Origin of the sequence: Prevotella sp. P6B4, from assembly GCF_000619985.1 — a bacterium.
Taxonomy (GTDB): domain Bacteria; phylum Bacteroidota; class Bacteroidia; order Bacteroidales; family Bacteroidaceae; genus Prevotella.
This window is the reverse complement of sequence record NZ_JHVE01000009.1, coordinates 20,527-32,776: the sequence shown is the minus strand read 5'-3', so window position 1 is coordinate 32,776 and position 12,250 is coordinate 20,527. Positions and strand designations below refer to the sequence as shown.

Below are 12,250 nucleotides of genomic sequence, written 5' to 3'. Positions count from 1 at the left end.
ACACACTTACTTATTTCTTTGTTTTTTTCTGACTTTTGGTGTTTTTGCCGGTTGTCGATGTCTTACCATCGATTCCAACAAGCTCGATATCAAAAATCAATGCGCTGTAAGGCTTGATCTGACCTGCCTCACGATTGCCGTAAGCCAGCTCGGCAGGGATGTAGAGCTGCCATTTTGAGCCAACAGGCATCATTGTCAGTGCCTCGGTCCAGCCCTTGATGACATCAGTGGGACGGAACTCAGCAGGCTTGTCGCCATGATTCTTTGAGGCATCGAACACAGTGCCATCAATCAGTCGGCCCTCATAGTTCACCATCACCTTATCACTCAAGGTAGGCACAGCGCCCTTACCCTGTTTCAGCACCTTGTACTGCAGACCGCTGGGCAGGGTAATCACCCCATCCTTCTTGGCATTATCAGCCAGGAACTTCTTACCAGCGTCGCGGTTGGCGCCATAGAGTTTCTCTTCCTTCACAGCCTTGGCCACCTTGGTCTTCACCATGTAGTAGCTTTCAGCATCAAGCACCTTGCATACAGAAGTATCCTTCAGCAGTGCATCTGTGAATCCACGATAGAACTTTGCGGTCTCGATAGAATCAGAAGAGCCCTCGAAGTCATGCTTAACACTGGGGAGTACGCGCTCATTTACCTGATTAGCAATCTGAATACCCATTAGATAAGCCTTCTGACGTGCATCGCCCTCGGCCTTGGCAGCCTCCTGGAATCCACGTACGAAGTCGGCCATATAAGCGGTATCCACCTTCTGCTGGAGCAAGAAAGGAATAACACTGCTACCAACACTCATACCAGCTGTATAACTGATAGAGTCAGAAACAGACTTCAAGCTGAAAACCTCGACAGCAGGCTTCTGCTGCTTGACTACCTTCTTTTTCTTGGCAGCATCTATAGATAAAGATGCACCCGCCACAAGGGCGAGTGCAATAATCATAGTCTTTTTCATTTACTTCTTAGGATTAACCTCGAGCAGTTCGATCTTGAAGATCAGAGTTGAGAATGGGTCGATGTTACGCTGAGCACGCTCACCGTAAGCCAGATCCTGAGGAATGTAAACCTCCCATACAGAACCAGCAGGCATGTGAGTCAGAGCCTCAGTCCAACCCTTGATTACCTGGTTAGCACGGAATGTAGTAGGCTCACCACGCTTGTAAGAGCTATCAAAGATTGTATCATTGATCAGACGACCCTCGTAGTGTACCTTTACCAGTGAAGTATCAGCAGGGATAGCACCTGTACCCTCCTTGATAACCTTATACTGTACACCGCCGGGCAGAGTCTTCACACCGTCCTTCTTGGCATTAGCAGCGAGGAACTTCTCACCAGCCTCCTTGTTAGGACCGTAGGTCTTCAACATCTCCTTAGCCTTGATTTCCTGGATCAGGCGCTGAGCAACCTCCTGAGCAACCTCGGGAGTCATCAGACCCTTCTTACCAGTTGTACCACTGATGAATCCAGCCAGGAAGTTCTTCAGAGAGATTGTCTTGGTAGAATCCTCACCGAATACCTCGTGGTTGATACCCTTGATCATACGGTTAGAAATCTGCTGACCAATCTGAATACCTGCATAGTATGCAGCCTTCTTCTTGTTGTCACCGGCATTGGCACCCTCGTTCAGACCTTTGATGAACTCAGCCATGTAAGCAGTATCTACATCGAGACTACCAACGAGATACTCTTTCAGACCCTGAGTCTGAGCCATACCAATAGCGTAGCTCATGGTGTCAACGTCTGTCTTCAGACTAGCTTTAGGAGTTGAATTGCCACATGCGGTGAAACCAGCAGCAGCGATAGCCAGAACGGCTACAATTGATAACTTTTTCATTGTTTTCTGTTATTATTTTAAACTACTTGTATTAACTCTACATCGAAAATCAGAGCTGCGAATGGAGGAATAGAAGCACCAGCACCACCTTCACCATAAGCCAAGCGGTAAGGGATGAAGAAACGGTACTTAGCGCCCTCCTGCATGAGCTGAACACCCTCGGTCCAACCAGCGATTACCTGCTGGAGTGGGAATATAGCGGGCTCGCCACGCTGATATGAGCTATCGAATACGGTACCATCGATCAGTGTGCCCTCGTAGTGGCACTGTACGGTATCCTTTGCAGATGGCTTCTTACCGTTACCCTCCTTCAGCACCTGATACTGCAGGCCGCTGGGCAGGGTGATGACTCCATCCTTCTTACTATTCTCAGCGAGGAACTTCTCGCCAGCCTCCTTATGTGCCTTTCCTTTCTCGGCACGCTCAGCCTGGAGCTTCTGCTCCTGCTTCTGGAAATATTCCTGTACAATAGTCTGAGCCTCACGGTGTGAAACCTTCAACTCATTGCCCTTCAGCACATCGTTGATGGCCTGTGCAAAATCCTCGGCACTGATGTTCTCAGCACCCATCTGAGACAACTGCTGACCAATGCCCAGACCTAAAGCATAACTTAACTTATCCATTTCTATTTATTAATAATGTGTAACCTTCTAAAAAATCGGCTGCAAAGTTACACTTTTTTTCTTATTCCGATGCATTATAATTGCTAAAATTTCTTTTTTATATCAGAAAAGTTGTATTTTTGCAACATCAAACTTAAAAATCATTCTTATGAAAAAGATCGTTGTGCTTACAGGTGCTGGCATGTCGGTAGAAAGCGGACTGAAGACTTTCCGTGATGCCGACGGTTTATGGGAAAATTATCCCGTTCAGAAAGTAGCTACTCACGAGGGGTGGCTGGACGACCCTACACTCGTCACCAATTTTTACAATATGCTCCGTAAAAAGTGCTGGGGCGTCAAGCCCAACGAAGGACATAAACTGGTGGCTGAACTCGAGAAGAACTACAACGTGACAGTGGTGACACAGAATGTTGATAACCTGCATGAAATGGCAGGTTCCACCAAAGTCATCCACCTGCACGGCGAACTGATGAAGGTCTGCTCCAGCCGCGATGTTGACGATCCACGCTACCAGATCCAGCTCACCCCTGAGAACTGCGAGATAGAACCAGGCACTAAGGCTGGCGACGGTTCGCTGCTGCGCCCGTTCATCGTCTTCTTCGGCGAGGCAGTGCCTAACATCACCGTGGCTGCCGAAGAGGTACAGGAAGCCGACATTCTGATTATCATCGGCACTTCGTTAGTGGTCTATCCTGCCGCAGGCCTGCTGCATTATGCCCGTCCTGGCGTACCCATCTACCTGATCGACCCTAACCCCGTGAACGCAGGCGGTCGCGTCACACAAATCCAAAAAGGCGCCTCCGAAGGCATGAAAGAGTTAGTAAAAATTCTCTAACTGGTTTGCAAATGAAAAGTACCTGGAAAACAATTGCTCTCCAGGTACTTTTCAAAATAACCCGTTTTTACGGATTTTTCTTTATCCTCTATCCTTGCGGATAAGCTCTAAGAGCTTCTCTACAGCCTCCTCCTCAGGGATATTCTTCTCAACACATTCCTTGGCCTTGTAGAGCGAGATTTTTCCGCGCCCAGCACCTACGTAACCGTAGTCGGCATCGGCCATCTCACCAGGACCGTTCACGATACAGCCCATGATACCAATCTTCAGACCTACCAGATCCTTGGTAGCAGCCTTGATCTTGGCAATGGTCTCCTGCAGGTTATAGAGCGTACGTCCGCAACCTGGGCACGAGATATACTCGGTCTTGGTAAACTTGATACGGGCAGCCTGCAGGATAGCGTCGGCCAGCTCGACTAACTTTGAACTTTGATCTTTGAACGTTGAACTGTTGATGACCAGCTGGTGGGCTTTTTTATCTATCAGCAGGGCACCTACAGCCATCGCTGCTTTCAGCTGGAGCGTCTCCCAATCGGGGGCATCCACATCGAGTGTGATGGTATCATTCTTGATGCTTGCCTCAGCTTTTTCGCGCAGGGCGGTACACTCTGGTATCATATCCACCAGCTTACGAGCCACAGGAATCTCACACTCAGGCTCCTCACTCAGCGATACACGGATGGTGTCGCCGATACCCTCAGTCAACAGGGCGCCGATACCTACAGCACTCTTGATACGTCCGTCTTCGCCCTCACCGGCCTCAGTCACACCCAGATGCAGAGGGTAGTGCATATCCTCCTGATCCATGGTCTTTACCAGCAGACGCATGGTGGTTACCATCACAACGGTATTCGAAGCCTTGATCGAGATAACCACATCATTGAAGTTCTCACGCTTAAAAATACGCAGGAACTCCATGCAGCTCTCCACGATACCCTCGGGCGTATCGCCGTAACGACTCATGATACGGTCAGAGAGCGAACCGTGGTTCACACCGATACGAACGGCAGTATGATGCTCCTTACAGATATTCAGGAATGGCACCAGCTGCTTCTCTATCTTCTGCAACTCAGCAGCATACTCCTCATCAGTATATTCCAGGTGTTTGAACGTACGTCCCGGATCCACATAGTTACCTGGATTGATACGCACCTTCTCACAATACAGGGCTGCCACATCGGCCGTATGGGCGGTGAAATGCACGTCGGCCACCAGTGGTGTCTGATAGCCATCGGCCTTGAGCTGAGCCGAGATGTTCTTCATGTTCTCTGCCTCGCGGGTTCCCTGAGTGGTGAAACGCACCAGTTCGCCACCAGCGTCGATGATGCGCTTGGCCTGCGCCACACACCCCTCGGTATTATTGGTATCTACCGTACCCATCGACTGGATGCGGATAGGGTTCTGACCACCAATGCCAATACCGCCTACACGAGCTTCGGATGATTGTCTTCTTTTATACATTGAACTTTGAACTTTGAGGTTTGAACTTTAGTTGGTTTTGAACTGATACTTGATCTCTGCGAGTTCCTCGTTGGCTTTCTCAATCTTGATACGCAGATTACCTTTATACACAGCCAGACGCTGAGCCAGATCCTGATCAGCCAACGCCATCATCTCAACAGCCAGGATAGCAGCGTTCTGTGCACCATTCACACCAACCGTAGCCACGGGGATTCCCGGGGGCATCTGGATGATGGACAGCATCGCATCAAGACCATCCAACATACCCTTAATGGGTACGCCAATGACGGGCAGAGTGGTAGAAGCAGCGATGACGCCAGGCAGGGCAGCAGCCATACCGGCACCAGCAATAATCACCTTGATGCCACGATCCTTAGCGGTACGGGCAAATTCCTCCACAGCATCGGGAGTACGGTGAGCCGAAAGGGCATTTACTTCAAAAGGCACCTGCATCTCATCGAGAAACTTACAGGCTTTTTCCATAATGGGCAGATCGCTTGTACTGCCCATGATAATACTAACTAATGGCTTCATATCATTTACAATTTTATTATTTTCAATTTACCATTTACAAATACAGCAGACCGAGTACAGAACATACAAGGCCCACCAGGAATCCTGCTACCACCTGCGACAACGAGTGCTGACGCAGAATCATACGGCTGGTGCCCAACATACCTGCCAGTATCAGCACCAGACATAGCCACCAGATGGGGTTGAACCCAAACAATTCGCCAAACACGAACAGAGCGCCAGCCACACCGCCGATAGCAGAGGTATGGGTAGAAATCTTCCACCACACATTGACAAGGGCACACACAATCTGAATGGCCAGAGCTGCCGACACGATGGTTCCCATGAAATGGGGAATATGCATCATATCCATGATATACACACAGAAGAAATAGCACAGAATAGAGATTACATAGGGCACCATACGACGCTCCTTATGTCCCAGTTCAATCAGGTTCCAACCATTATACTTACGGTAGAGATGAATCAGTACCGTAGGCAACAGGATTGTGAAGAAATACACCAACGCGAGCACCTGCAACTTGTAGGCCAAGGGCATCAGACTGAGATAACTCAGAAAGAAGAGTGCCATCAGTCCCACAATCGGCAGATAGAATGGTGTGAACACCATGCTCACCACGCGTGCCGTCAATATGATATTCTTTTCTCTGCTCATTTCCTAAGTCTTGCTATGGGAATTCCTAACTGTTCACGATACTTGGCCACCGTACGACGGGCAATAGGGAATCCCTTGGCAGCCAACTGGTCCTTCAACTGATCGTCGCTCAGCGGTTTACGCTTATCCTCAGCATCCACCAGATCGCGGAGCGCGGCCTTGATCTGTCGGGTACTCAGCTCCTCACCACTCTCTGTCACGTAGCCGTCACTGAAGAAATGACGCAACGGGAAGGTGCCCCAACGGGTCTGAGCATATTTCGAATTGCTCACACGCGAGATGGTCGAGATATCGAGTCCGGCTTTCTCAGCCACATCCTTCAGGATCATCGGTCTGAGCGAAGCCTCATCACCATCCAGGAAGAACTGACGCTGCAACTGGATGATGGCACGCATGGTAACCGTCAGCGTATGGCGACGCACCTTGACAGCCTCGATAAATCCCTGAGCAGCATCCACCTTCTTCTTGATGTACAACAGCGCCTCCTTGGTCTGCTTGCTCAGATGGTCTTTGTTCTGCTGATACTCCTTCATGGAGTCGACAAACGACTGCGACACCCTCAGTTCGGGCACCTCACCATTATTCAACGTAAAGGTGATGGTACCATCGTCCTGGGTATCTACGATGAAATCGGGGGTTATCTGCTGCATACTCCTGCCAACAGTCTCACCTAACGAGGCACCTGGACGCGGATTCAGCTTACGCAGTTCATGAAACAAAGCCTCGGCCTGCATGTCGGATAGCTTCAGGTCATCTTGTATCTTATCCCAGTGCTTGCGTGTAAAGGCTTCGAAATAATCGTTCACCACACGTTCCATCAGATCGCGCACCCTCGACGGGTCGCGACGCTCTATCTGCAACAGCAGACACTCCTGCAACGACCGTGCGCCAATACCTGCCGGATCAAAAGCCTGCAGCATCAGCAGTACATGCTCTATCTCTTGCTCTGTTACATCAATATTATGGTATATCGCCAGCTCGTCACTCACAATCGAAAGATCTTTGCGCAATAGTCCGTCATCATCGAGCGACCCTATCAGGTATTCCATGATATCACGCTCTTTCGGTGTCAGATCCATCTCGCCCACCTGTTCCTTCAACTGGTCATAGAAGGATACGGTCTCACCATAGACCATCTCCTCACGCTCTTCGCTATACGAGCTGCCGCTCTGATAGACAGGCAGATCCTCGTCGTCACGCCCGATACCACTCAGGGCTTCGTCCAACGCCGACTGACGCTCTTCACGCTCGTTGACGGTCTCGAAATCCTCAGTGCCCTCGGCATCATTATCGAAATCATTTTCTTCAGTGGCTATGGTATCATCGTCATAAGGCGACTCGCTCTCCAGAGCTGGATTGTCGTTCATCTCTGTATTGATACGGTCAACCAACTGCGTCACTGGTAGTTCTATCAGCGACGATTGCAACAACTGCTGCTGAGAAAACGTCTGTCCCAGTTTCTGTTGCTGTAGTTGTTCCTGTATCTGTGCGTTCTTAATACTCAAAGTTCAAAATTCAAAGTTCAAAGTTCAATGTTCAATGCTTAAAGTACTCTTTCAGCTGTTCGGCAAACGAGGCCAGATCCTCCGGATTGGCATTGCCATAGCGGCGCCATATCTGCTGACAAGCCTGCACCAGATCGTCCCTCACCACATCCTTGCGGTTCAGGTAAGGATCACAATGCTGGAAGGTTGCCATCGCCTCGACCACATCTTGAGGCTTCACCTTCATATCTTTGGCCAGTTCCTGCACCTCGGGCGTCTCTACCACCATCGTGATAGGTGTCAGACGGAAATAAAGGTCCAGGATTAACGTCAACATGACAGGTGTCAACGGGGTTGTATCGGCAACAGGTCTGAAATCCTTCTCGAAACTCTCGTTGGTCTCCACACCATTATAGAACTCCAACGCATTGTTGAACCCCCACATCTCGCGCAATAAGTTCACTGCGCGTTTCAGCTTGCGGGGATTCTGCCCGTACACCTCCCAGAAGTGTTCGATACGGGGTGTTTCCAGATTGGCTATCTGACACATTTTGTTGAAGAGCACATTGGGCGCAATATGCAATTCCATGCTCAAATCAACCATTGCCTTACTATACATCGGCTTGATACCAATGGGGTTTTGTAAGTACAACTGCATCAGCAGCAGCCAGTATTCATCCTGCCATTTTGAGTTTTTTGCCATATTATGTGCTATTTTTTTGCAAAAATAATGTTTTTTTTGTATATTTGCACCGAAAAGGAGAGAAAATTATGAGAAAAGTGGTATTATTTGCCCTTTGGGCACTATCTGTAACCTCCGTCTGCGCTCAAAACGTTCGCGAAGAACTGAAACGAGACTTTCTCAAGGCGGGCAGTAATTACTATGCTTATCAGGGACCGACACGAGAACTCACGCCGTCACCCTCAGGTAAAAAGCCATTCTACATCAGTAGTTATTCGCGTCATGGATCGCGTTATCTCATTAAGGCCGAAGAGTACGATTATCCCTATCAGGTTCTACTTAAGGCTGACAGCCTTGGAAAACTGACCGAGTTAGGTCAGAAGGCATTACGGCTATTAGGCTACTTGCGCGAAGATGCCCAAGACCGTTATGGCGACCTGACACCGCTTGGCGCCGTACAACATCAGCAGATTGCCCAGCGCATGTACGACCGTTTCCCAGAAGTATTCCAAGGGCGCTCTGTGATTGAAGCCAAGAGCACAGTCGTTATCCGCTGTATCCTCTCCATGCAGCACGAGCTACTACAACTGGCAAAAAACAACCCGAAGCTCATCTTTAATGCCGATGCCTCACAGCACGACATGTACTACATGAACATGCAGGACTCGGCGCTCTACAAGAAACGCTATTCCAAGAAAACCCAACAGGCATACAAGAATTTCTGTGCGAAATACGAAATTCACAAGCCCGCCATGAGCAAACTGTTTAATGACAAGGATTATTTCAATCGGGAGGTGGACGCTTTTGAGTTAAACCGCTCCATCTTCAAGATTGCATCGAGTGTACAAGGCACCGAGATGCGCGACTTGTTCAGTCTGTTCGATATCTATTCGCCCGACGAGCTCTACAACAACTGGCTCCAGGCTAATGCATTCTGGTACCTCAGCTTTGGCTGCAATCCCTTCAATGGCGGCAAACAGCCTTACACCCAGCGCCGGCTTCTGGAGCGTATCATCCTGGATGCCGACAGCTGCATTAACCAGCCGCACCCTGGCGCCACATTGCGATTTGGACACGAAACGATTATCCTGCCGCTCACCTGTCTGTTAGGACTGAATGGCTATGGTCGTGAGATACGCGATCTGGACCGCCTGGATATCGATGGTTGGATCAACTTCGAGGTATTCCCCATGGCTGCCAACATCCAGTTTATATTCTACCGGAAGGACGAAAAAGATCATGACATTATCTTCAAGGTACTGCTTAACGAAAACGAGGCCACACTGCCTATACCTACTGATATAGCGCCCTATTATCATTATCGCGATTTCCGCGAATACTACATGAAGAAAATTAATGATTATGAGGCAAAATTAGCCAAGCCTAAACGTTGATATCCGGCTCCCACAATACCACGTGCCCCTCGTAAAGCGATGCGGGCACGTTGATGATGCGCTGGTTCGAGCTGCCACGAAACAGCAGGTCGGGATCTTTCAGGCGCTCTACAAACGGACCGTCCACCAACACATCTATCTCGTATAGCAGTTCGCGCTGTGCGCGTGTTATCAGTGTCTCGTAGGTAAATCCCGTATAGCACCATATATCCTTGTTGGTACGGCTGTGTATGGCGCGGGCCAGTTCGGCAAATCCGTCGCACTGATACATAGGGTCGCCACCCGAGAATGTCACGTTGGCATATGGGTCGGCCTCGATGATTTGCATCAGTTGCTCAGTGCTCATCTCGCGCCCGCCACCAAAATCCCACGACTGGGGATTATGGCAGCTGGGACACTGATGCCTGCATCCAGCACAATAGATGGACGTCCGGAACCCCGGTCCATCCACCATTGTATCTTCTATGACGTCTAATACCCTGATCATCAGAACAGTTTCTGCTCCTGGGCGGCGTGATCGATGTGGGTTACACGATCGTTCAACTCAGCCAGTTTACCTGAGTTCCAGCGGTCGGTAGTACCAACCAGATAGCCTGTAATGCGCTGTAGCTTGTCGATGTTAGCGCTGCCGCACTTGGGGCACTTCTCCAGATGATCGTCGGCATTCTCATAGCCACAGTCCATACAACGGTTACGGTTGTGGTTAACACTGCCGTAACCCATATCCAACTGATCCATCATATCGACTACACTCATAATCACCTGTGGATTATGCGTAGCGTCACCATCAATCTCTACATAGAAGATATGTCCGCCACGGGTCAGGTTGTGATAAGGTGCCTCAATCTCAGCCTTATGACGGGCAGAGCACTTATAGTACACGGGCACATGGTTCGAGTTGGTATAGTAATCACGATCGGTCACACCTGGCACGATACCGAACTCCTTACGGTCCTTCTTGGTAAACTTACCGCTCAGACCCTCGGCAGGCGTAGCCAGCACACTATAGTTATGATGATAGCGCTCGCAGAACTCATTCACGCGGTCACGCATATAGGTTACAATCTTCACGCCCAAGGCCTGTGCCTCTTCACTCTCACCATGGTGCTTGCCAATCAGAGCCACCAAACACTCAGCCAGTCCGATAAAGCCGATACCCAGAGTACCCTGATTGATGACGCTCTCGATGGTATCCATCGGCTTCAGCTTGTCGGCGCCAATCCACAGGCACTGCATCAGCAGAGGGAACTGCTTGGCAAAGGCTGTCTTCTGGAACTGGAAACGGTCGTCCAGCTGCTTGGCAGTAATCTCCAGCATCTGGTCGAGCTTGGCAAAGAACATATCGATACGCTTCTGCTGATCCTGTTCCTCACGGCACTCCAACGCCAGCTTCACAATATTGATGGTCGAGAAACTCAGGTTACCACGGCCGATACTGGTCTTGGGACCAAAGCGGTTCTCAAACACACGGGTACGGCATCCCATGGTTGCCACCTCGTGTACAAAACGCTTGGGATCATCAGCCTTCCAGTCAGCATCCTGATTGAAGCTGGCATCCAGATTCAGGAAGTTAGGGAAGAAACGACGGGCAGTCACCTTACATGCCAGCTGATACAGGTCGAAGTTACGATCCTCAGGCAGGTAGTTCACACCGCGTTTCTTTTTCCATATCTGGATAGGGAAGATAGCAGTCTCGCCATTGCCCACACCTTCATAAGTAGAAAGCAGGATCTCACGCATCACGCAACGACCCTCGGCACTGGTGTCGGTTCCGTAGTTGATACTCGAGAACACCACCTGGTTACCACCACGCGAGTGGATGGTGTTCATATTGTGGATAAAGGCCTCCATAGCCTGATGCACACGACCAACGGTCTTGTTGATAGCATGCTGACGGGCACGATCACGCCCCTCCAGACCATCGAGTGGTGCCTTCAGGTAGTCCATCAAAGGTTCATCGTATAAGTCCTTGAAACTCTCGCCATACAGGTCTTCGAGGGCTTTCAGCTCCTCAATATAACTCATACGCACGTAGGGTGCCAAATAGAAGTCGAAGGCAGGGATAGCCTGTCCGCCGTGCATCTCGTTCTGAGCACACTCCATCGATATACATGCCAGCACACTGGCTGTCTCAATACGCTTGGCTGCGCGTGAGGCACCATGTCCGGCGGTAAAACCGTTCTGCAGGATATTATCCAGAGGATGCTGCACGCAGGTAAGACTCTTGGTGGGATAGTAATCCTTATCGTGAATGTGCAGATAGTTATGCTCTACGGCGTTGCGACTCTCCTCACTCAGCAGATAGTCATCTACGAAGGGTTTGGTTGTCTCGCTGGCAAATTTCATCATCATGCCCGCAGGGGTATCGGCATTCATGTTGGCGTTTTCACGCGTCACGTCGTTGTTCTTGATATTCACAATATCAAGGAATACCTCACGGGTCTTGGCCTTACGGGCAATAGAACGCTGGTTGCGATAGGCGATGTACTTCTGAGCCACGTCCTTACGACTCGACTTCATGAGCTCCATCTCCACCAGGTCCTGAATCTCCTCCACCGTCATCTGACTCTCACCTCTCTGGGCAATACGGTCGGTAATCTGGTAGAGCAGACGCTCGTCCTCGCCTTTATCAGTGTGCAACATGGCCTTACGGATAGCGGCCATTACTTTCTGTTCGTTAAATCCTACTATGCGCCCATCGCGCTTCTTTACTGTCTGTATCATATGGTTATTTAGTTATTA

The 12,250-nt window shown here is 49.8% G+C and carries 12 protein-coding genes; 2 read left to right on the top strand and 10 right to left on the bottom strand.

The window, feature by feature from the left end:
* Window positions 1-10: 10 nt before the first annotated feature.
* Genes T491_RS15960 through T491_RS0107430 form a run of 3 tightly spaced genes read right to left on the bottom strand, consistent with a single transcriptional unit; the run spans window position 11 to window position 2,463 of the window.
* The gene (locus T491_RS15960; RefSeq protein WP_036915642.1) at window positions 11-961 is read right to left on the bottom strand and encodes an FKBP-type peptidyl-prolyl cis-trans isomerase; all 951 of its coding nucleotides are present in this window, start codon (window positions 959-961) and stop codon (window positions 11-13) included.
* Window positions 962-1,840, bottom strand: coding sequence for an FKBP-type peptidyl-prolyl cis-trans isomerase (locus tag T491_RS0107435; protein WP_028903337.1), 879 nt, complete (start codon window positions 1,838-1,840; stop codon window positions 962-964).
* Between the two features lie 17 nt (window positions 1,841-1,857).
* Complete coding sequence (locus T491_RS0107430; protein WP_028903336.1) at window positions 1,858-2,463, bottom strand: FKBP-type peptidyl-prolyl cis-trans isomerase; 606 nt, start codon at window positions 2,461-2,463, stop codon at window positions 1,858-1,860.
* Window positions 2,464-2,611: 148 nt separating this feature from the next.
* On the opposite strand from T491_RS0107430, the gene T491_RS0107425 reads away from it, so the two are divergent.
* Window positions 2,612-3,298: a Sir2 family NAD-dependent protein deacetylase gene (locus T491_RS0107425; protein WP_028903335.1), complete on the top strand. Its 687-nt coding sequence runs from the start codon at window positions 2,612-2,614 to the stop codon at window positions 3,296-3,298.
* 81 nt (window positions 3,299-3,379) lie between these two features.
* On the opposite strand, the gene ispG is transcribed toward T491_RS0107425, so the two are convergent.
* Genes ispG through T491_RS0107400 form a run of 5 tightly spaced genes read right to left on the bottom strand, consistent with a single transcriptional unit; the run spans window position 3,380 to window position 8,135 of the window.
* A complete protein-coding gene (gene ispG / locus T491_RS0107420; RefSeq protein WP_028903334.1) occupies window positions 3,380-4,759 on the bottom strand; it encodes a (E)-4-hydroxy-3-methylbut-2-enyl-diphosphate synthase in 1,380 nt (459 codons plus the stop codon).
* Between the two features lie 27 nt (window positions 4,760-4,786).
* Window positions 4,787-5,293 (bottom strand): 5-(carboxyamino)imidazole ribonucleotide mutase, encoded by a 507-nt coding sequence (purE, locus tag T491_RS0107415; protein ID WP_028903333.1) that lies wholly within the window; start codon window positions 5,291-5,293, stop codon window positions 4,787-4,789.
* Window positions 5,294-5,327: 34 nt separating this feature from the next.
* The gene (locus tag T491_RS0107410; protein WP_033149153.1) at window positions 5,328-5,948 is read right to left on the bottom strand and encodes a phosphatase PAP2 family protein; all 621 of its coding nucleotides are present in this window, start codon (window positions 5,946-5,948) and stop codon (window positions 5,328-5,330) included.
* A complete protein-coding gene (gene rpoN, locus T491_RS0107405; protein WP_155950074.1) occupies window positions 5,945-7,447 on the bottom strand; it encodes an RNA polymerase factor sigma-54 in 1,503 nt (500 codons plus the stop codon). Before rpoN ends, T491_RS0107410 begins: the two co-directional genes overlap by 4 nt.
* Before the next feature lie 37 nt (window positions 7,448-7,484).
* The gene (locus T491_RS0107400; protein ID WP_028903330.1) at window positions 7,485-8,135 is read right to left on the bottom strand and encodes a hypothetical protein; all 651 of its coding nucleotides are present in this window, start codon (window positions 8,133-8,135) and stop codon (window positions 7,485-7,487) included.
* A 68-nt stretch (window positions 8,136-8,203) separates the two neighbouring features.
* Between T491_RS0107400 and T491_RS0107395 the strand changes: the two genes are divergently transcribed.
* Entirely contained in the window at window positions 8,204-9,508 is a 1,305-nt protein-coding gene (locus tag T491_RS0107395) for a histidine-type phosphatase (protein WP_028903329.1), read from the top strand.
* On the opposite strand, the gene nrdG is transcribed toward T491_RS0107395, so the two are convergent.
* Complete coding sequence (nrdG, locus tag T491_RS0107390) at window positions 9,498-9,995, bottom strand: anaerobic ribonucleoside-triphosphate reductase activating protein (protein ID WP_028903328.1); 498 nt, start codon at window positions 9,993-9,995, stop codon at window positions 9,498-9,500. The genes T491_RS0107395 and nrdG overlap by 11 nt on opposite strands.
* Window positions 9,995-12,232 carry an anaerobic ribonucleoside triphosphate reductase gene (locus T491_RS0107385; protein ID WP_028903327.1) on the bottom strand — a complete coding sequence of 746 codons (2,238 nt, stop codon included), beginning with the start codon at window positions 12,230-12,232 and terminating at the stop codon, window positions 9,995-9,997. The genes nrdG and T491_RS0107385 overlap by 1 nt, the downstream gene beginning before the upstream one ends.
* Window positions 12,233-12,250: the final 18 nt, after the last annotated feature.

Coding starts and splice junctions, on each gene's coding strand:
- T491_RS0107430 (WP_028903336.1), bottom strand. CDS start 2,463: ATGGATAAGTTAAGTTATGCTTTAGGTCTGGGCATTGGTCAGCAGTTG.
- T491_RS0107395 (WP_028903329.1), top strand. CDS start 8,204: ATGAGAAAAGTGGTATTATTTGCCCTTTGGGCACTATCTGTAACCTCC.
- ispG (WP_028903334.1), bottom strand. CDS start 4,759: ATGTATAAAAGAAGACAATCATCCGAAGCTCGTGTAGGCGGTATTGGC.
- T491_RS0107385 (WP_028903327.1), bottom strand. CDS start 12,232: ATGATACAGACAGTAAAGAAGCGCGATGGGCGCATAGTAGGATTTAAC.
- T491_RS15960 (WP_036915642.1), bottom strand. CDS start 961: ATGAAAAAGACTATGATTATTGCACTCGCCCTTGTGGCGGGTGCATCT.
- T491_RS0107425 (WP_028903335.1), top strand. CDS start 2,612: ATGAAAAAGATCGTTGTGCTTACAGGTGCTGGCATGTCGGTAGAAAGC.
- T491_RS0107400 (WP_028903330.1), bottom strand. CDS start 8,135: ATGGCAAAAAACTCAAAATGGCAGGATGAATACTGGCTGCTGCTGATG.
- nrdG (WP_028903328.1), bottom strand. CDS start 9,995: ATGATCAGGGTATTAGACGTCATAGAAGATACAATGGTGGATGGACCG.
- T491_RS0107410 (WP_033149153.1), bottom strand. CDS start 5,948: ATGAGCAGAGAAAAGAATATCATATTGACGGCACGCGTGGTGAGCATG.
- purE (WP_028903333.1), bottom strand. CDS start 5,293: ATGAAGCCATTAGTTAGTATTATCATGGGCAGTACAAGCGATCTGCCC.
- T491_RS0107435 (WP_028903337.1), bottom strand. CDS start 1,840: ATGAAAAAGTTATCAATTGTAGCCGTTCTGGCTATCGCTGCTGCTGGT.